General features: G+C 69.9%; 16 protein-coding genes and 1 riboswitch. Of the genes, 9 read left to right on the top strand and 7 right to left on the bottom strand.

Going from position 1 to position 18,390, the window contains the following annotated elements:
- Positions 1-97 precede the first annotated feature (97 nt).
- From lexA to DES41_RS18245, 3 genes are all read left to right on the top strand, one after another.
- Positions 98-787 carry a transcriptional repressor LexA gene (lexA, locus tag DES41_RS18255; protein ID WP_114469104.1) on the top strand — a complete coding sequence of 230 codons (690 nt, stop codon included), beginning with the start codon at positions 98-100 and terminating at the stop codon, positions 785-787.
- A 122-nt stretch (positions 788-909) separates the two neighbouring features.
- Positions 910-1,197, top strand: a complete 288-nt coding sequence (locus DES41_RS18250; protein WP_147282887.1) for a hypothetical protein — start codon at positions 910-912, stop codon at positions 1,195-1,197.
- An 84-nt stretch (positions 1,198-1,281) separates the two neighbouring features.
- The gene (locus DES41_RS18245; protein ID WP_114469102.1) at positions 1,282-2,289 is read left to right on the top strand and encodes a D-2-hydroxyacid dehydrogenase family protein; all 1,008 of its coding nucleotides are present in this window, start codon (positions 1,282-1,284) and stop codon (positions 2,287-2,289) included.
- A gap of 39 nt (positions 2,290-2,328) precedes the next feature.
- On the opposite strand, the gene DES41_RS18240 is transcribed toward DES41_RS18245, so the two are convergent.
- Positions 2,329-4,536, bottom strand: a complete 2,208-nt coding sequence (locus DES41_RS18240; RefSeq protein ID WP_147282886.1) for a type IV pilus assembly protein FimV — start codon at positions 4,534-4,536, stop codon at positions 2,329-2,331.
- 62 nt (positions 4,537-4,598) lie between these two features.
- Here DES41_RS18240 and DES41_RS18235 point away from each other — a divergent pair, with 62 nt between their 5' ends.
- The 6 genes from DES41_RS18235 to DES41_RS18210 are packed head-to-tail and all read left to right on the top strand — an operon-like array spanning position 4,599 to position 10,791.
- Positions 4,599-6,119: a 3-hydroxyacyl-CoA dehydrogenase gene (locus tag DES41_RS18235; protein ID WP_114469100.1), complete on the top strand. Its 1,521-nt coding sequence runs from the start codon at positions 4,599-4,601 to the stop codon at positions 6,117-6,119.
- 13 nt (positions 6,120-6,132) lie between these two features.
- Positions 6,133-6,915, top strand: a complete 783-nt coding sequence (locus DES41_RS18230) for an oxepin-CoA hydrolase, alternative type (protein ID WP_114469099.1) — start codon at positions 6,133-6,135, stop codon at positions 6,913-6,915.
- 43 nt (positions 6,916-6,958) lie between these two features.
- A complete protein-coding gene (locus DES41_RS18225) occupies positions 6,959-7,678 on the top strand; it encodes a Crp/Fnr family transcriptional regulator (protein ID WP_114469098.1) in 720 nt (239 codons plus the stop codon).
- A gap of 37 nt (positions 7,679-7,715) precedes the next feature.
- Positions 7,716-8,801 (top strand): phosphotransferase, encoded by a 1,086-nt coding sequence (locus DES41_RS18220; protein ID WP_114469097.1) that lies wholly within the window; start codon positions 7,716-7,718, stop codon positions 8,799-8,801.
- A 23-nt stretch (positions 8,802-8,824) separates the two neighbouring features.
- Positions 8,825-10,096: an acyl-CoA dehydrogenase family protein gene (locus DES41_RS18215; protein WP_114469096.1), complete on the top strand. Its 1,272-nt coding sequence runs from the start codon at positions 8,825-8,827 to the stop codon at positions 10,094-10,096.
- Between the two features lie 2 nt (positions 10,097-10,098).
- A complete protein-coding gene (locus DES41_RS18210; protein WP_114469095.1) occupies positions 10,099-10,791 on the top strand; it encodes a glutathione S-transferase family protein in 693 nt (230 codons plus the stop codon).
- Between the two features lie 48 nt (positions 10,792-10,839).
- Here DES41_RS18210 and DES41_RS18205 read toward each other — a convergent pair whose 3' ends face one another.
- The 6 genes from DES41_RS18205 to thiC all read right to left on the bottom strand — a co-directional run bounded on the left by DES41_RS18205 (position 10,840) and on the right by thiC (position 18,312).
- Entirely contained in the window at positions 10,840-12,462 is a 1,623-nt protein-coding gene (locus tag DES41_RS18205; protein WP_114469094.1) for a methyl-accepting chemotaxis protein, read from the bottom strand.
- Positions 12,463-12,601: 139 nt separating this feature from the next.
- Positions 12,602-12,694, bottom strand: a riboswitch (cyclic di-GMP riboswitch).
- A gap of 71 nt (positions 12,695-12,765) precedes the next feature.
- Positions 12,766-14,349 carry a PfkB family carbohydrate kinase gene (locus tag DES41_RS18200; protein ID WP_170168214.1) on the bottom strand — a complete coding sequence of 528 codons (1,584 nt, stop codon included), beginning with the start codon at positions 14,347-14,349 and terminating at the stop codon, positions 12,766-12,768.
- Positions 14,346-15,167: a thiazole synthase gene (locus DES41_RS18195; RefSeq protein WP_114469092.1), complete on the bottom strand. Its 822-nt coding sequence runs from the start codon at positions 15,165-15,167 to the stop codon at positions 14,346-14,348. Before DES41_RS18195 ends, DES41_RS18200 begins: the two co-directional genes overlap by 4 nt.
- Before the next feature lie 3 nt (positions 15,168-15,170).
- On the bottom strand, positions 15,171-15,386 hold the full coding sequence (thiS, locus tag DES41_RS18190) for a sulfur carrier protein ThiS (protein WP_114469091.1): 216 nt from the start codon (positions 15,384-15,386) through the stop codon (positions 15,171-15,173).
- Positions 15,383-16,426 (bottom strand): FAD-dependent oxidoreductase, encoded by a 1,044-nt coding sequence (locus tag DES41_RS18185; RefSeq protein WP_114469090.1) that lies wholly within the window; start codon positions 16,424-16,426, stop codon positions 15,383-15,385. Before DES41_RS18185 ends, thiS begins: the two co-directional genes overlap by 4 nt.
- Positions 16,427-16,428: 2 nt before the next feature.
- Positions 16,429-18,312: a phosphomethylpyrimidine synthase ThiC gene (gene thiC / locus DES41_RS18180; RefSeq protein WP_114469089.1), complete on the bottom strand. Its 1,884-nt coding sequence runs from the start codon at positions 18,310-18,312 to the stop codon at positions 16,429-16,431.
- Positions 18,313-18,390: the final 78 nt, after the last annotated feature.

The raw sequence follows: 18,390 nt of genomic DNA, 5'->3' as shown, positions 1-18,390 counted from the left end.
GTAGAAACTGATTGAAAATACAGGTACTGGAAATTTACACAGACCTCTGTGTCATCCAGCCACCGGGTAGCTATACCACGTCGCACAAGGAACTGCCATGTCAGACGCCTCTTCTGCATTTCCGGCCAAGCTCACGGCACGCCAACAACAGATCCTGGAACTGATCCAGGCCGCCATCGCGAACGCCGGCGCCCCCCCCACGCGTGCAGAGATCGCCGCCGAACTGGGCTTCAAGTCCGCCAACGCCGCGGAAGAACATCTGCAAGCCCTGGCGCGCAAGGGCGTCATCGAACTCGTGAGCGGCACCTCGCGCGGCATCCGCCTGCGCAGCGACATGCTGCGCTCGGTCAACGAACGCCGCAGCAAGCAGTTCACGCTGCCCCTGCAGGAACTGGCGCAGCTGGCCCTTCCACTCGTCGGCCGCGTGGCGGCGGGCTCGCCCATCCTCGCGCAGGAGCACGTAGACCAGACCTACTACGTGGAAAGCAGCCTGTTCCAGCACAAGCCGGATTACCTGCTGCGGGTGCGCGGCATGTCCATGCGCGACGCCGGCATCATGGACGGCGACCTGCTCGCCGTGCGCGCCACCAAGGACGCCAAGAACGGCCAGATCGTCGTGGCCCGGCTCGGCGACGATGTCACCGTCAAGCGCTACAAGCGCACCGCCGAGAGCATCGAACTGCATCCCGAGAACCCCGACTACCCCACCATCTTCGTGGAGCCCGGCGACCCCTTCGAGATCGAAGGCCTGGCCGTCGGGCTGATCCGCAACACCATGCTGATGTAGGCCGCAAGCCTGTCCGCACAGTGCCAGGTGGCGGGCGTCCGCCGCGCAGCGCGTGGCAACCCTGGTGCTGTGCCTTTCATCAATCCTGCCCCAATCCGCCCGATGGACGGAAGGAGTTTGAAATGGGAATCGCAATGCTGACCGCCGTGCGCGTGGCCCGGTTGCCGCAGTGGTTTGAAGAATTCGGTCCGCGGCTGGCGGGGCGCCTGCAGCAGCGGCTGCGCCGCCGGTCGCTGCAGTCGGTGCCCGCCGTGGCGCGCCCCACACCGGCCCTGCGCGTGTTGCGCGTGCTCGAGCCACACCAACCCCGCACCGCGGCAGGCCGCATGGTGATCTCCGGCCGCATGGCCGATGTGTGCGCCGAACTGGACCGCCTGGCCGCAGTGGAATCCGCGTCCGCACGGCACTGACTGCGCGGCGCCGAGGCCGCACTCCGCGCGGGCGCACACCCGCTGCTGCCCGGGCGCCGTGGGTGCGCGAGGCACAATGGCCGCATGAACATTGTGATCCTCGACGACTACCAGGACGCGGTGCGCAAGCTCGAATGCGCAGCCAAGCTCGAACCCTATGCGGCCAAGGTCTACACCAATACCGTGAAGGGCCTGGGGCAGTTGTCGGTCCGGCTGCGCGACGCGGACATCCTGGTGCTGATCCGCGAACGCACCCACCTGAACCGGGCGCTGATCGAGAAACTTCCCCGCCTCAAGCTGATCGCCCAGACCGGGCGCGTCGGCCCGCACATCGATGTGGCCGCATGCACCGAACGCGGTGTGGCCGTGGCCGAAGGCGTGGGCTCGCCGGTGGCGCCCGCTGAACTGACCTGGGCACTGATCATGGCGGCCACGCGCCGCCTGCCGCAGTACATCGGCAACCTCAAGCATGGTGCGTGGCAGCAATCCGGCATGAAGACCGCTTCCATGCCGCCCAACTTCGGGCTGGGCACGGTGCTGCGCGAGCGCACCATGGGCATCTTCGGCTACGGCCGCATCGGCCAGATCGTCAGCACCTACGCGCGGGCTTTCGGCATGCGCGTGCTGGTCTGGGGACGCGCCGGCTCGTGCGAGCGTGCGCTGGCAGACGGCCACCAGATTGCGGCCAGCCAGGACGATCTGTTCGCCAACAGCGACGTGCTGTCGCTGCACCTGCGCCTCAACGAGGAGACGCGCGGCATCGTCAAGCTCGACGACCTGGCGCGCATGAAACCGACCTCTTTGCTGGTCAACACCTCGCGTGCCGAACTCATCGAGCCGGATGCGCTGCTGGCCGGCCTCAACCGCGGCCGGCCCGGCATGGCTGCCGTCGATGTGTTCGAAAGCGAGCCCATCCTGCAGGGCCATGCTTTGCTGCGCCTGGAGAACTGCATCTGCACGCCGCACATCGGCTATGTGGAACTGCAAAGCTACGAGATGTACTTCAACGCCGCTTTCGACAACGTGCTGAACTACATCCGCGGCACACCCACCAACATCGTGAATCCTGGGTCGCTGCAGGTGCGACGCTGAAGATGCCGGGGCGCCGAAAGGCGCCCGGCCCACGCCCCATCAGCGCGTGGACTTGGGCGCGATGCGCGCCTCTGTGTTCGGATCGAACAGGTCGAAGTCGATCAGCCCGCTGTCGATCTCGGGCTTGTCGGACTTGGCTGGCCGGTCGACCGGCGGCACCATCGGGGTAGGCGCCGATGCCGGCACCTGGGCGAACGCGTCGTCGTCCAGGAGCGGCAGGTCGATGTCGACCAACGACAGCTCCGGAAGCGCCGCGACTTCGCCCGTGCTCGTCGACAGGTCGATGTCCAGTTCCAGCCCAGAGCCGTCGTGCGCCGTCGGCAGCGGAGCCTGGCCGGAATCCGGCACGAGATCCAGCATCGAATCGGTGGCGGCGCCGGCCATGAGCGGCGCACCAGCCTGCAGGCCAAAGCCCGCTCCACGCTGTCCGGCACCTGCCGGAGCAGGCGGAGGAATCACGCCGAAGCCAGACGGTGAGCGCGAGCCCCCCGCGGGCACGAACACGTCCTGCGCGACGCCGTACAGCATCAGCAGATCCCGGTAGGCTGCCAGGTCCAGGGGGCGGCCGGTGTCGTCCGGATGGCGCAGCAGATTGGCTTCGATGGTGTCCAGCACGCGCACGTGGCCCCAGGCCGTCTCGATGCTGAGCAGGGTGGCCGGATAGTCCTCCAGGCCCAGGCCTTCGTCGGCAAAGGCGGCGAAGTTGGGCACATGGGCGTTGAAGCGGCGCTCGAAGCGCGCACGCAAGGCGTTGAAGTCGTCCTTGCGGCCCTGCTGGTGGTAGATGCCGAACAGTTCCAGGAAGGCCAGCGGGCTCATGTCCTGGTGCTCGTCCAGGTGCTGCTGGAGAACCTCGATGGCTTGCTCGTACTGGCCGAGCGAGACGAAGAAATCGGCATGCTGCTGCACGTCGACGAATTCATCCGGACGCACCGGCCGCGACACATCCACCCGCTGCACCCGGTCATGCGCGAAGACGGCGGCTGCCACGGCACCCGTGTCCACCGTCGACGGCCGTCCGACCCCCAATGCCGACGCTGGCTCGCTGTCCAGGAATTCGTCGGCCAGCGACGGCCTGGACACCACCGGTGGCCGCGTCACGGGCGGCGGAACGACCGCTGGCACCGGCGCGCCTGCGGTGTTGCGCGGGTCGACGTCGCCGCTCCAGTGCGCCGCGGCGAGCGCCGCATGGCGGGCGCGTTGCCAGAAGTACGCAGCCAGCGCCACCATCAAAGCCAGCAGCGCCAGCAGGCCGTAGACGAACAGGATGTCGACGCGACCACTTTCTGCCTCGTCCAGCCGCCGCTCTGCGCGCTCCAGCCGGGCGCGGAGCTCACGCTCGGCCGCGGTCGGCTCGGCCGCCTGCTTGCGCTGCACGGCCTGCTGCGCTTCCAACGCTTCGAGACGCTGCTTGTCGCGCACGATCTCTTCCGGCGTGGTGCGCAGCGCGCGCCAGATGGCCGCCACGGCTTCACGCTGGGCGGCATCGTCGATGAGTTGCGAGTTCAGCGCCGGACTGGGCTGCATGCCGGCCACAGGCGTGGCCGGCGCGTCCAGCGTCAGGCGCGGTGCGCCCGTCGCGGGCGCCGAAGCCGCTGCCTGTGCCTTGGCGGGGGCAGGCCGTGGTGCGGAAGCGGATTTCGGCGCGGCAGCCTGGGCCGGTGCGCGCGCAGGTGCGGGCGGGCGGGCTGCCGGTCGCTGTGCCTGGCGTTGTACCGGGCGCGGCGTGGGCGCGGCGGCGGCACGCGGCGCTGGCGCAGGTGCCGGTGCCGGCCGCACGGCGTCGGCCTGTGGCAGTGGCGCGGCCGCAACAGAAGGCGGCGCTGGAAGAGGTCTTGCGAGGTCCACCGGCCCCGCGGCGGTCTTCAGCTCCGCCGGAAATTCGGGCAGGAAGTCATAGCGCCGTACACCGCCATGGCCGCACAGCGCATGCAGCACCAGGCCCACCACGGGCTCGTCGATGACGGCGTTGGAACGAATGCGCAGCACCGCTTCCTGGGAGCCGGTCGCCGGCGCCTGCACCATCAGGCGCACGCGCGAGGACTCCACCAGCGTGTCGCCATGGAACACCTCGATGCGGAAACACTGCGCCGTAGCATCTTCAGGCTGGTCGACCCGTATCTCCACCGCCAGGCTCAGCGGCTGACCGAGAACCACGTTGCCGCGTGCCCGGCCCAGACTCAATGCCGAACTGCCGACCGCCACCCCCAGCAGCCCCAGCCCCACCAGCTTGTGTTGTAGTTTCACAGTGAGTGCTTATGCGTCTTTCGCGCACCATACCACGCAGGTCGGCACGTCATAATTGCCCGATGGACACAGCATATCGCGTTGTCGGCGTGGTCGGCGCCGGCGCAATGGGCCGCGGAATCGGCCAAATTGCAGCACAAGCGGGTAGCACCGTCAAACTCTTCGACGTGGCCCCGGGCGCCGCCGCAAAGGCCAGGGACGCCGTGTATGCACAGTGGGGCAAGCTGCACGAAAAAGGCCGATTGGACGCAAAAGCACTCCAATCGCAGCGAGAGGCGCTCACGGAGGCCACGACGCTGGCCGAGTTGGCGGACTGCGACCTGGTCATCGAGGCGGTCGTCGAGCGGCTCGATGTGAAGCAGGCGCTGTTTGCACAACTCGAAACAATCGTGCGCCCGGACACGGTTCTGGCCACCAACACCTCCTCGCTCTCGATCACGGCCATCGCGGCGGCGCTGAAGCATCCGCAGCGCTTTGCCGGCTACCACTTCTTCAACCCCGTGCCGCTCATGAAGGTGGTCGAGGTCATTGCCGGGCTCAAGACCGAGGCAGCGGTGTGCGACGGGCTCACGCGCTACGCCCGCGCGATGGGGCATACCCCGGTGCAGGCCGCAGACACGCCGGGCTTCATCGTCAACCATGCCGGGCGCGGCTACGGCACCGAAGCGCTGCGCATCGTCGGCGAATCGGTTGCCGATTTCGCCACCATCGACCGCATCCTCAAGGACCAGGTCGGCTTCAAGCTCGGCCCGTTCGAGCTCATGGACCTGACCGGGCTGGACGTTTCCCACCCGGTCATGGAATCGATCTACCGCCAATACTACGACGAGCCGCGCTACCGCCCCAGCGCCCTGGCGGCCCAGCGCGTGGCCGGCGGCGTGGTGGGCCGCAAGGCCGGCGAAGGCTTCTACCGTTATGTCGATGGCGTCGCCCAGGTGCCGCCAGAGCCGCCCGTGCCGCAGGTCGAGCAGATGCCGCCGGTCTGGGTCTCGCCACGCGCCTCGCGGCGCGCCGAACTGCTGCAGCTTCTCAAGGACCTGGGCGCCCGCATCGAGACCGGCCAATCGCCGTCGATGCAAGCCCTGACCCTGGTCGCGCCGCTGGGTTTCGACATCACCACGGTGGCGGTGGTCGAGCGGCTGGATCCGGCGCGCACCGTCGGCATCGACATGCTCATCGACGACGCCGCCACCAAGCGCCGCGTGCTGGCCACGAATCCGGCCACGCGCGAGGACATGCGCGACGCCGCACACGCGTTGTTTGCGCGCGACGGCAAGGCCGTCAGCGTGGTCCGCGACAGCGGCGGCTTCGTCACGCAGCGCGTACTGGCCACCATCGTGAACATCGCCGCGGACATCTGCCAGCAGTCCATCTGCACGCCGCGCGACCTGGAACTGGCCGTCACGCTGGGCCTGGGCTATCCAGCTGGCCCGCTGGCCCTGGGCGATCGCTGCGGTCCCACGAACGTGCTGGAAGTGCTGTTCAACCTGCAGACCGTCTACGGCGACCCGCGCTACCGCCCCAGCCCGTGGTTGCGCCGCCGTGGTGCCATCGGCCTGTCCCTGCTGCACGAAGAAGCCTGAAACCGCCCGCCCCATGCCCGCCGCCCTGCTCAGCACCCGCCATGGCGCGACCATGGTGCTCACCCTGTCGCACCCGGAGCGACACAACGCGCTGGGGCCGGATCTCTGGGCCGCCGGGGTCGAGGCCTTGAACGTCGCCGAATCCAACGCCGAGGTGGCCAGCGTGGTGATCACGGGCGCAGGCGCACTGTTCAGCGTCGGCCATGACCTGGCGCAATTGCAGGCCAGCCGGCGCGAGAGCGCCGCGCACCAGGTCGCGCTGACGGAAGGCCTGCACAGCTGGATCGAGGCCATTCGCAGCTTTCCCAAGCCTGTGGTCGCCGCGGTGGAGGGCGCGGCCGCCGATGCCGGCTTCGCGCTCGCGCTGGCCTGCGACTTCATCGTCGCCGCACGCAACGCGCAGTTCGCGCTGGCCGCCAGCGCGCTGGGCCTGTCTCCGGATGCAGGCGCCAGCTGGAGCCTGGCGCGCGCGTTGCCGCGCCAGCTGGCCGGCGAACTGCTGATGCTGGGCACACGGGTCGACGCCGAGAGGCTGCATGCGCTGGGCGTGGTCAACCGCATCTGCGGCCCGGGCGCGGCACTCAACGAAGCCCTGGCGCTGGCCGCGCAGATCAATGCGCGCGCGCCGCACGTTGTCGCCAGCGCCAAGGAGCTGCTGTCCCTGGCCGACAGCGCCACGCTGCCCGAACAACTGGCGCACGAACGCGATCGCTTCGTCACCAACCTGCACCACGCAAGCACCGGCGCGGCCATCGCCGCCTTCCGCGATCAGCGCGGCGCCGCACCGCTCGTTTGAACCTCGCTGCGGCCGCCCGGCCCAGTCACCCAAAAGACAGGACATGGACGAACCCATTCTTAACATCGCCGAGCGCGAGGCCATCAACGCCGGGCGCTGGTTTTCCTCCCTCTCTCCCTCGCTGCGGCACGACATTCTTCGATGCGCCTACGTTCGACGCTACAAGAACGGCGACCTGATCGCCGCACGCGGCGACATCGCAGAGGAGTGGATCGCCTGCGCCAAGGGCGCGGCCCGCGTGAGTTCCACCTCGATCTCGGGCAAGCAGATCACGCTGACCTATGTGGAGCCTGGCATCTGGTTCGGCGACGTGGCCTTCTTCGACAGCGACCGCCGCACACACGACGTCTATGCGCACGGCGCGACCACCATCGTCTGCGTGGCGCGGGCCGATTTCAAAAAGATCCTGGCCGCGCACAGCGAACTCTACGAAGCGCTGATGTGGCTGCAGTCGCGGCGCATCCGGCTGCTGTTCGGCCTGGTGGAAGACCTCAACACCCTGCCCTTGCGCGCGCGGCTGGCCAAGCAGCTGCTGCACCTGGTGCGCAGCTACGGCGTGCCCAGCCTGGAAGACGGCAACGAGGTGCGCATCAGCCTGCAACTGGCGCAGGAGGAACTGGCCCAGCTGCTGGGTGCCTCGCGCCAGCGCGTGAACCAGGAACTCAAGACCATGGAGCGCGAGGAGGCCATCCGCATCGAAGCGACCGGCCTCATCGTGCGCGACCGCGATGCGCTGATGCGCATCGTCGAAACCGACCGCTGAGCCACCACACCGACACCAATCCAGGGAGACAACCCGCATGAGCGAATTCGACCATTTCGAAGGCACCAAGGAAGTCAGCGGCCAGCATGCTTTCGACATCCAACGGCTGACCGACTGGCTGGCCGCGCAGTTGCCCGGCTTCGCAGGCCCGCTGCAGGTCGCGCTGTTCAAGGGCGGGCAGTCCAACCCAACCTACAAGCTCACGACGCCCACCCAGCGCTATGTGATGCGCTCCAAGCCCGGCCCTGTGGCCAAGCTGCTGCCATCGGCCCACGCCATCGAGCGCGAGTTCGCGGTGATGAGCGGCCTGGCCGGCACCGACGTGCCCGTGCCCGCCATGCTGTGCCTGTGCGAGGACGAGTCGGTGATCGGCCGGGCCTTCTACATCATGGAGTTCAAGGAGGGCCGCGTGCTTTGGGACCAGGGCCTGCCCGGCATGGAGCCGGCCGGCCGCGCCGCCATCTACGACGAGATGAACCGCGTCATCGCCGCGCTGCACAGCGTCGACTTCGCCGCGCGCGGCCTGGCCGGCTACGGCAAGCCCGGCAACTACTTCGAACGCCAGATCGGCCGCTGGAGCAAGCAGTACGTCGCCTCCATCACACAGCCCATCCCCGAGATGGACAAGCTCATCGACTGGCTGCCCCGCAACATGCCGGCCAGCGCGCGCGACGAGCGCTTCACCAGCATCGTGCACGGGGACTACCGGCTGGACAACACCATGTTCCACGCGACCGAGCCGCGCATCATCGCGGTGCTGGACTGGGAACTGTCCACGCTCGGCCACCCGCTGGCGGACTTCAGCTACCACTGCATGTCCTGGCACATCAGCCCGGGCCAGTTCCGCGGCATCGCCGGGCTGGACCTGAAGGCACTCGGCATTCCTGCAGAGGCCGACTACATCGCGCGCTACTGCGAGCGCACCGGCTTCGCCACACCCGCAGACCTCAAGCGGGACTGGAACTTCTACCTGGCCTACAACATGTTCCGCCTGGCCGCGATCCTGCAGGGCATCGCCAAGCGTGCCGAAGCGGGCACCGCCTCCAGCGACCGCGCAGCCACCTCGGGCGCCGGCGCCAGGCCGCTGGCCGAGCTGGCCTGGAAGTTCGCCCAGCAGGCCTGATTGCCAACGACGGAGACAACGCCATGGATTTCGCGTATTCCCCCAAGACCGAAGCCCTGCGCCAGCGCGTGCTGCGCTTCATGGACGAGCACATCTACCCGGCGGAGAGCACCTACCACGCCGAGCTCGAGGCCAACACCGCCGCCGGCAAGCGCTGGACGCCGCTCAAGACCATCGAAGACCTGAAAGCCAAGGCGCGCGCGCAGGACCTCTGGAACCTGTTCCTGCCCGAGGACACGGCCGAACTCTCCGGCTTCAAGGGCGCAGGCCTCAGCAACGAGGAATACGCGCCGCTGGCCGAGATCATGGGCCGCGTGCCCTTCGCCTCCGAGGTCTTCAACTGCTCGGCGCCCGACACCGGCAACATGGAGACGATCGCGCGCTACGGCAGCGACGAGCACCGCGCGCGCTGGCTCCAACCCTTGCTGGAAGGCCAGATCCGCTCGGCTTTCGCAATGACCGAACCCGACGTGGCCTCCAGCGACGCCACCAACATCGCCACGCGCATCGAGCGCGATGGAGACGACTACGTGATCAACGGCCGCAAGTGGTGGATCTCGGGCGCGGGCGACCCGCGCTGCGCCGTCTACATCACCATGGGCAAGAGCGACCCCGACGCCGCCCGCCACCAGCAGCAGAGCATGGTCCTGGTGCCTGCAGATGCCCCGGGCATCAAGGTGCTGCGTCCGCTCAACGTGATGGGCTACGACGACGCGCCGCACGGCCACATGGAGATGCTGTTCGAGAACGTGCGCGTGCCGGCCTCCAACATGCTGCTGGGCCAGGGCCGCGGTTTCGAGATCGCCCAGGGCCGCCTGGGCCCGGGCCGCATCCACCACTGCATGCGCCTGATCGGCCTGGCCGAGCGCGCACTGGAACTCATGTGCCGGCGCGCCGCCTCCCGCGTGGCCTTCGGCAAGACCGTGGCCCAGCAGACCGTCACGCAGGAGCGCATCGCCGAGGCGCGCTGCAAGATCGACATGGCGCGCCTGCTCACGCTCAAGACCGCCTGGCTCATGGACAAGGCCGGCAACAAGGTCGCCAAGAACGAGATCGCGATGATCAAGGTGGTGGCGCCCAGCATGGCCTGCCAGGTCATCGACTGGGCCATGCAGGTGCACGGCGGCGGCGGCATGTGCGACGACTTCCCGCTGGCCTTCGCCTACACCCACGCCCGCACGCTGCGCTTTGCCGACGGCCCGGACGAGGTGCACCGCAACGCCATCGCCAAGATGGAACTGGGCAAGTATGCCGACCGGCCCCAGCAGCACGACATGCCGGTGACCCGGTTCTGAGCATGATCACCGTCCACAGCTGGGCCACGCCGAACGGCCACAAGGTGCACATCATGCTGGAGGAATGCGGCCTGCCCTACGAGGTGGTGCCGGTGGACATCGCCGCGGGCGAGCAGTTCCAGCCCGCCTTCCTGCGCATCAGCCCGAACAACAAGATCCCGGCGATCGTCGACCCCGACGGGCCGGACGGCCGCCCAGTCACGCTGTTCGAATCGGGCGCCATCCTGTTGTACCTGGCCGGCAAGACCGGCCAGCTGCTGCCCGAGGGCGACCGCGCGCGCTATGCGGTGCTGCAGTGGCTGATGTTCCAGATGGGCGGGGTCGGCCCCATGCTGGGCCAGAACCACCACTTCCGGCTCTACGCGCCCGAGAAGATCGCCTACGCGATCGGCCGCTACACCGACGAGGCGCGCCGCCTGTACGGCGTGATGGACCGCCAGCTCGCCGACAACGCCCACATCGCCGGGCCCGAGTACAGCATCGCCGACATCGCCATCTTTCCCTGGCTGCGCAACTGGCAGAACCAGGGCATCGATTGGGCCGACTATCCGAACCTGAAGGCCTGGTTCGACCGCATCGCCGCCCGCCCGGCCGTGCAGCGCGGCGTGGCCGTGCTGGCCGACCGGCGCAAACCCATCACGGACGACAAGGCGCGCGAGAACCTGTTCGGCGCCACGCAATACCGGCGCCGCTGAGGCGGTGCCAGCCGGCCGGCGACCAGGCCCGATCGCCGGGCCGCTCGATCAGGCCGCGGCCAACAGGCCGGCGGGCCCGGTGTGGCCCAGGGCGGCCCCCCTGCTGGCAACGGCCTCGGTGCCCTGCCCCGCGCGCACCTTGAATACCGCCATCGCCTGCACCAGCTGCTCGGCCTGGCCGCGCAGGCTGTCGGCGGCGGCAGCCGATTCCTCGACCAGTGCCGCGTTCTGCTGCGTCGCCTGGTCCATCTGCGTGACCGCCTCGCCCACCTGCGAGACGCCCGCGCTCTGCTCGCTGCTGGCCGCGCTGATCTCGCCGACCAGGTCGCTCACGCGCTGGATCGCCGCCACCACCTCCTGCATGGTGTTACCGGCCTGGCCGACCAGCACCGTGCCGTGCTGCACACGCTCCACGCTGGTGCCGATCAAGGCCTTGATCTCGCGCGCCGCCTCGGCCGAACGGCCGGCCAGGCTGCGCACCTCGGTGGCCACCACGGCGAAGCCGCGGCCCTGGTCACCGGCACGTGCGGCCTCCACCGCCGCATTGAGCGCCAGGATGTTGGTCTGGAACGCAATGGAGTCGATGGTGCCGATGATGCTGGCGATCTTGCCCGAGCTCTCGTCGATGCCCTTCATGGTGTCGACCACGCGCGCCACCACCTCGCCGCCGCGGCCGGCCACGCTGGACGCGTTCTCGGCCAGGCTCTTGGCCTGGCGCGCGTTGTCGGCGTTCTGCCGCACGGTGGAACTGAGCTGCTCCATCGACGCGGCGGTCTCCTCGAGTGCAGAGGCCTGCTGCTCGGTGCGCGCCGACAGGTCGTTGTTGCCGTGTGCGATCTCGGCACTGGCCGTGGCCACGCCATCGGCATTGCGGCGCACGCCGGCCACAACGCTGGCCAACTGCTGCTGCATGTCGCGCAGTGCCGTGGCCAGATCGGTGGCCTCGTCGCGGCCTTCGACCAGCACGGGCTGCGTGAGGTCGCCGTCTGCGATGCGGCGCGCCACGCCGCCGGCCTGGGCCAGCGGCTGCGTGATCGAGCGCGAGATCGTCCAGGCGAACAGCGCACCCAGCAGCACCGCGGCCACCCCGCTGGCGATCAGCACGGTCTGGCCCTCCGTGGCGGCGGCTTCGGTATCGCGCAGCGACTGGGCATACAGCTCCTGATAGCGCGTCTCCAGCGTCCGGATGCTTTCGCTGTAGGCGGCGGCCAGCGGACGCAGCGTGCGCTCCAGCTCGGCCGACACGTCCTCGCCGGCCAACCGGCGCTTGAGCAGCGCGGCACGCGGCGTGCGGTAAGCCTCGCGGCGCGCATCGATGTCCTGCAGCATGCGCTTGCCGATGTCGGTGCGCACCAGCTGGTGGAGCCGCTCGCGCGAGGCGGTGCTGATCAGCGAGGTCTTGTCCATCTCGGCCTGCCAGCGCGGGATGCGGCTGGTGTCCGAGTCCGTCAGGGCCGCCTCGGTCCGTACCCAGTTCAGATCGATGGTCTGGCGCCAGATCAGCGCCGCTTCCTGGCGTTCCTTGTCCGTCGTGCCCAGCTGATGGGTGGCCGCGTTCGACTGCTGCAGCCGCGCCACGCCCAGCGCTGCGCTGGCGGCCACGATCAGCAGGATCACACCGAAGGCCAGGCCCAGCCGAGCGCCGATGCGCAGCTTGCGCAGGCCGTTCATGGTTGGCACTCCAGGTACGCGGCGCGCCGCGCGGGGGAAGAAGCAAGTACGTGCATGGAATCCCTGCGGGTTGGAAGACGGTTCGGCCGTGGCAACGCAAGGCTGCGCGCACGGTGCCGAATGTCCGGTGCCCCCTGCGGGATGCAACCCAGCTGCCCGACCCGGCGCATCCGCGCCGAAGGGGCCTGTGGCTTTGCGTGCGCAACTTTCATTGCGTTTGCCGTCGAAAAGTCTAACAGTGCGACATATATGAAGCAAATGAATTGGTTAATTTGTTGAATCAGAGAAACAGTTTGGCGGCCGTCAAGCGGCCAGCGTGGGCTCTGGCCAAGGCACGGCAGCCCCTGTGGGTGGGGTGGCAGGCCAATGGCCTGCCATCGCGGTGCGCATGGCGGGCACCGTGGCAGCCGGGTTCTCGCCGAGCATGCGCACGACGCAGATGCCGTCTGCCCCGGCCGCGGCCGCCGCGCTGATCTGCGCAGGCGTGAGGACGCCGCCGATGGCCACCACCGGCGTGCCGGCCATCGCGCACCACCACGCCAGGTTGCCCAGGCCCTGGGGCCGCCAGGGCATGGCCTTGGTGAGCGTGGGCCAGACCGGGCCGCAGGCGATGTAGGTGGGAGCCAGGCTGCGCGCACGTGCCAGCTCCCACAGGCTGTGCGAGCTGATGCCCAGCGCCAGGCCGCTGGCGCGCAGTGCCCCACGTGGGCCCGGCTCCAGCGCCAGCAGGTCTTCCTGGCCCAGGTGCACGCCATGCGCACCGTGCCGCAACGCCAGCTCCCAGTGGTCGTTGACGAACAGGCGTGCACCCACGGCCCGGCAGGCCGCTGCGGCCTCGGCCACCTGGGCGTGCAGCCCATCCCACCAGGCCGGCGTGGCGGCCGCCGGCTGCTTGATGCGCAGCTGCACGCTGCGCACGCCGGCATCCAGCACGGCGCACACGCGCGCGGCGCTGTCGACGATGGCGTACAGGCCCAATGGGGCCGCGCGCTCGGCCGCTGGCCCAGCTCCGCCCGGCTCTGCGCCCCAGCCCATGGTGGGCAGCAAGGCCGGCTCGGCGTGGAAGCCGGGCCGTGCCAGCACCTGGCCCGGGCCGCGCCCGGCCGCATGGCCGTGGCGCAGCGCGTGCGTGGCCGCCATCTTGGCCAGCACCACCGCATCGGCCGCTACGAAGCCATGGGCCAGCGCTGCCGCCGCGCTGCTGGCGAACGTGCAGCCCGTGGCATGGGTGTTGCCCGTGCCGATGCGCGGCAGCGCCAGCCAGCCGCTGGCCTGCGGGCTGTCCAGCCAGTCCAGCGCCATGCCGGCCTCCTCGGGGGTGGCGTCGTCGGGCGTGTCGGCCGGGTCGCCACCCGTGATGCAGACGGATTGCGCGCCCAGCGCACGCAGCGCCTGGGCGGCAGCAGGCACCTCGTCGCGGCGCAGGCCGGGCCGCCCCAGCAGGCGCGCAGCCTCGCGCCGGTTCGGGGTGATCAGCGTGGCACGCGGCAGCAGGTGCGCGCGGTAGGCGGCGACCGCGCCGTCGTCGGCGAAGTTGGCCCCGCTGCTCGCGCCCAGCACGGGATCGACCACGAGCGGCAGGCCGGGGGCAGCCTCGCGCAGGCGATCGGCCCAGGCCGCCATGCTGCGCATCTGGGCGGCATCGGCGAGCAGGCCGGTCTTGAGTGCGGCCGGTGGCATGTCGGATTCCAGCGCGGCCAGCTGCGCGTCCAGCAGCTGCGGGCTGACCGCCTCCACGCGTGTGACGGCCTGCGAGTTCTGCGCCGTGACGGCGGCCACCACGCCGCAGTAGTGGGTGCCGGGCCAGGCATCCAGCGCACGCTGGTCGGCGGCGAGGCCGGCGCCGCCGCTGCTGTCGGTCCCGGCAATGCTCCAGACCCGCTTCACGCTGCGCCTCCGATCAGCAGCGGCGCGCCGCCCACCGGCGTGCTCGGCACGGCGAAGTCCTGGCGCGCCATCACGCCGGCCTGCCAGGCCGCCCTGCCCGCCTGCACAGCTGCACGGAACGCCCCGGCCATGCGCACCGGGTCGCGCGCCTGGGCCACGGCCGAGTTCAGCAGCACGGCGTCGAAACCCAGCTCCAGCGCCTGGGCCGCGTGCGAGGGCGCGCCGATGCCCGCATCGACGATCAGCGTGGCATCGGGCAGCCGCTCGCGCAGCGTGCGCAGCGCGAACGGATTGAGCAGACCCTGGCCCGAGCCGATGGGCGCGCCCCAAGGCATCAGCACGGGGCAACCCGCGTCGAGCAGGCGGCGGCACAGCACCAGGTCGTCCGTGCAGTAAGGCCAGACCACGAAGCCCTCGCGCATCAGTTGCTGCGCGGCCTGCAGCAGTTCGAAGGGGTCGGGCTGCAGCGTGTGCTCGTCGCCCACCACCTCGAGTTTGAGCCAGGGCGTGTCGTAGAGCTCGCGCGCCATCTGCGCCAGCTGCACGGCCTCGCGTGCGGTGCGGCAACCGGCGGTGTTGGGCAGGAGCCGCGCGCCCTGCTGCTGCACGGCCGCGCGCACGATGGCGACGAAGCCGTTGTCGCCGCTGGCCGCCAGTGCGCGCTTCAGCCCCACGGTGACAACCTCTGCGCCCGACGCCGCAATCGCCTGGCCCAACACGTCGGGCGAGGGATAGCCGGCCGTGCCGAGCAGGAAGCGGCTCGTGAGGGAAGTGCCGGCAACCTGCCAGCGGTCGTTCGATGCTCCAGCTTCAGGCATGGCTCATCCTCCGGTGATGGGTTGGAACAGCACGACGGCATCGCCTTCGTGCAGTGCGAGGTCGTGGCGGTGACCGCGGGCGACGAAGACGCCGTTGACGGCCGTGCCGACGGCCTCGGGCCGGTGGCCGAGCGCGTCGACCAGCGCGGCCAGCGTGCTGCCCGCGGCCAGCGCATGCGGCTGGCCGTCCAGCACGATGGGGACGGTTTCGGCCCTCATGCCGCCACCTCATGCCGCAGCAGCGCCAGTGCGTCCTGCACGAGCGCCGGCGCCATGAGCCAGCCGTGGCGGAACAGGCCGTTGATGCACAGCAGCCCATCCGCGTGCTCGGTGCGCGGCAGGTGGTCCGGCAACGCAGGACGCAGGTGCCGGTCCAGCCGCAGGATTCTTGCCTCGGCCAGCACGGGCAGCACGCTGTGCGCCGCACTCATGAGCTCCACGGCGCTCTTGAGCGAGACCGGCGAGCGGTCTTCGCTCTCGATCTCAGTCGCGCCCAGGAACAGCAGGTCGTCCGGCCGCGGCACGAGGTAGACGCGCTGGCGCGGGTGCACCAGGCGCAGGGGCCGCGTGAGGCCGTGGCCCGGCGCGTGCAGCCAGACGGTTTCGCCGCGCACGCCGCGCAGCGGCCAGACAGGCGCGGCACCCAGGCCGCGCACATCGATCACGCAGTCGAATGCGGCACTGCCGCCATCGGCGAACAGCAGCCGCCCGGGCAGCGCCTGCGCTACCGGACGCTGCCAGTGCCAGGCCACGCCCTCGGCGGCGGCATGCAATGCGGCCATCGCCGCCAGCGGGTCGATCTGCGCCTCGCCCGGCAGCAGCCAGGCATGCGCCGGCGCCGGCAGCGCAGGCTCCAGCCGGGCGAGCGCGGCGGCGTCCAGCGGTTCGGGCTCTGCATGTGTGTCGTCGACCAGCCGTGCCAGCACGCGCTGCGCGCTGGCGAGGTCGCTGCGGTGCGCCACCAGCAGGCTGCCGCGCTCCGCGAAGAACGGCCGCGGCACCGGGAGCGCCGCGACGATGCCGCGCCACAGCGCGATCGACCGCCAGCCCAGCGCGGCCACGCGCGCGTCCGCATGGTCGCGCTCGGCCAGCGGGCAGAGCATGCCGGCCGCGCTGAACGCGGCCGGGCCCTGCGCGCCGAAGGCCGGTGCCGGGCCTGCCGCGGCGTCGAACACCTGCACCTGCGCGCCCGTGCGCGCCAGCTGCCAGGCCAGCAGCCGGCCGAGCAGGCCGGCGCCGGCAATGCCGATGCGGGCCATGCTCAGGCCTTGCCGATGGGGATGTAGATCTCGCCGCCGCCGGCCTTGAACTCGGCCGACTTGTCGGCCATGCCCTGGGCCAGCGCCTCGCGCTCGGCCACGCCCTTGGCAGCCGCGAACTCGCGCACCTCCTGCGTGATCTTCATCGAGCAGAACTTGGGCCCGCACATGGAGCAGAAATGCGCGACCTTGCTGGCATCCTTGGGCAACGTCTCGTCGTGGAATTCGCGCGCGGTGTCCGGGTCCAGGCCCAGGTTGAACTGGTCGGTCCAGCGGAATTCGAAGCGCGCCTTGCTGAGTGCGTCGTCGCGCGCACGCGCACCTGGATGGCCTTTGGCCACATCGGCCGCGTGCGCAGCGATCTTGTAGGCAATGATCCCCTGCTTGACGTCCTCGCGGTCCGGCAGGCCGAGGTGTTCCTTCGGCGTCACGTAGCACAGCATGGCCGTGCCCATCCAGCCGATCATGGCGGCGCCGATGGCGCTGGCGATGTGGTCGTAGCCCGGCGCGATGTCGATGGTCAGCGGGCCCAGCGTGTAGAACGGCGCCTCGTGGCAGTGCTTGAGCTGCTCGTCCATGTTGGCCTGCACCAGGTGCATGGGCACGTGGCCGGGGCCTTCGATCATGGTCTGCACGTCGTGCTTCCAGGCCAGTTGCGTGAGCTCGCCCAGCGTGCGCAGCTCGGCGAACTGGGCCTCGTCGTTGGCGTCGGCCGCGCAGCCGGGGCGCAGGCCATCGCCGAGCGAGAAGCTCACGTCGTAGGCCTTCATGATGTCGCAGATGTCTTCGAAGTGCGTGTACAGGAAACTCTCGCGGTGGTGGGCGATGCACCACTTGGCCATGATCGATCCGCCGCGCGAGACGATGCCCGTCATGCGGTCCGCCGTGAGGTGGATGAACGGCAGGCGCAGGCCGGCATGGATGGTGAAGTAGTCCACGCCCTGCTCGGCCTGCTCGATCAGCGTGTCGCGGAAGATCTCCCACGTGAGGTCTTCGGCCACGCCGCCGACCTTCTCCAGCGCCTGGTAGATCGGCACCGTGCCGATGGGCACCGGGCTGTTGCGCACGATCCAGTCGCGCGTGGTGTGGATGTTGCGGCCGGTGCTGAGGTCCATCACGTTGTCGGCGCCCCAGCGGATCGCCCAGACCAGCTTGTCGACCTCCTCCTCGATGCTGGAGGTCACGGCCGAGTTGCCGATGTTGGCGTTGATCTTGACCAGGAAGTTGCGCCCGATGGCCATGGGCTCGACCTCGGGGTGGTTGATGTTGGCCGGGATGATGGCGCGGCCGCGCGCCACCTCGTCGCGCACGAACTCCGGCGTGATCGGGCCCTTGGGCAGCGCGGCGCCCATCGGGTTGCCGGCCAGCCGGCGTTCGCGGGCGGCATCGCGCTGGTACTCGGCCATCCATTCGCGCCGGCCGTTCTCGCGCAGTGCCACGTACTCCATCTCGGGCGTGACGATGCCGCGGCGCGCGTAGTGCATCTGCGTGACGTTGGTTCCAGCTTTGGCGCGGCGCGGCGCACGTTGGAGCGCCGCGGCCTCCGCGCGCAGCTGGGCCAGCCGCGCATCGTCCTTGCCGCCGTCGTCCAGGGCCTGGCGGATGCGGCCTTCGTAGGTCTCGGTGTCGCCGCGGCTGTCCAGCCAGGGCGCGCGCAGGGCCGGCAGGCCGCTGCGCACGTCGATGGCCGCAGTTGGGTCGGTGTAGGGGCCCGAGGTGTCGTACAGGTGGATGCGCTCGCCGTTGCTCAGCAGCACTTCGCGCAGCGGCACCTGGAGATCGGGGCGCGAACCTTCGAGGTAGACCTTGCGCGAACCGGGAAACGGTTCGCGCGTGAGCGCAAGGCGCTCGGCAAGGGGAACGGCGTGGCGGTCGGGGGCGTTCATGCGGGCAATCTCCTTGGGATGGATGGATTGCTCCGCATCGGCCGGGATGCACGCACGCACGCCACGGAACACCGTGAG

The sequence above is a fragment of the Pseudorhodoferax soli genome, assembly GCF_003337555.1.
Taxonomy (GTDB): Bacteria; Pseudomonadota; Gammaproteobacteria; order Burkholderiales; family Burkholderiaceae_C; genus Pseudorhodoferax; species Pseudorhodoferax soli.
Note: the sequence above shows the minus strand (reverse complement) of the source record. Positions and strands in the feature narration are given on the sequence as shown.

Bases quoted from the DNA above. Each gene is read 5' to 3' on its own strand.
- DES41_RS18245 (WP_114469102.1), top strand. From the start codon at position 1,282: ATGAACATTGTGATCCTCGACGACTACCAGGACGCGGTGCGCAAGCTC.
- lexA (WP_114469104.1), top strand. From the start codon at position 98: ATGTCAGACGCCTCTTCTGCATTTCCGGCCAAGCTCACGGCACGCCAA.
- DES41_RS18185 (WP_114469090.1), bottom strand. From the start codon at position 16,426: ATGGCCCGCATCGGCATTGCCGGCGCCGGCCTGCTCGGCCGGCTGCTG.
- DES41_RS18205 (WP_114469094.1), bottom strand. From the start codon at position 12,462: ATGAACGGCCTGCGCAAGCTGCGCATCGGCGCTCGGCTGGGCCTGGCC.
- DES41_RS18230 (WP_114469099.1), top strand. From the start codon at position 6,133: ATGCCCGCCGCCCTGCTCAGCACCCGCCATGGCGCGACCATGGTGCTC.
- DES41_RS18210 (WP_114469095.1), top strand. From the start codon at position 10,099: ATGATCACCGTCCACAGCTGGGCCACGCCGAACGGCCACAAGGTGCAC.
- DES41_RS18225 (WP_114469098.1), top strand. From the start codon at position 6,959: ATGGACGAACCCATTCTTAACATCGCCGAGCGCGAGGCCATCAACGCC.
- DES41_RS18235 (WP_114469100.1), top strand. From the start codon at position 4,599: ATGGACACAGCATATCGCGTTGTCGGCGTGGTCGGCGCCGGCGCAATG.
- thiC (WP_114469089.1), bottom strand. From the start codon at position 18,312: ATGAACGCCCCCGACCGCCACGCCGTTCCCCTTGCCGAGCGCCTTGCG.
- DES41_RS18195 (WP_114469092.1), bottom strand. From the start codon at position 15,167: ATGCCTGAAGCTGGAGCATCGAACGACCGCTGGCAGGTTGCCGGCACT.
- DES41_RS18215 (WP_114469096.1), top strand. From the start codon at position 8,825: ATGGATTTCGCGTATTCCCCCAAGACCGAAGCCCTGCGCCAGCGCGTG.
- thiS (WP_114469091.1), bottom strand. From the start codon at position 15,386: ATGAGGGCCGAAACCGTCCCCATCGTGCTGGACGGCCAGCCGCATGCG.
- DES41_RS18250 (WP_147282887.1), top strand. From the start codon at position 910: ATGGGAATCGCAATGCTGACCGCCGTGCGCGTGGCCCGGTTGCCGCAG.
- DES41_RS18220 (WP_114469097.1), top strand. From the start codon at position 7,716: ATGAGCGAATTCGACCATTTCGAAGGCACCAAGGAAGTCAGCGGCCAG.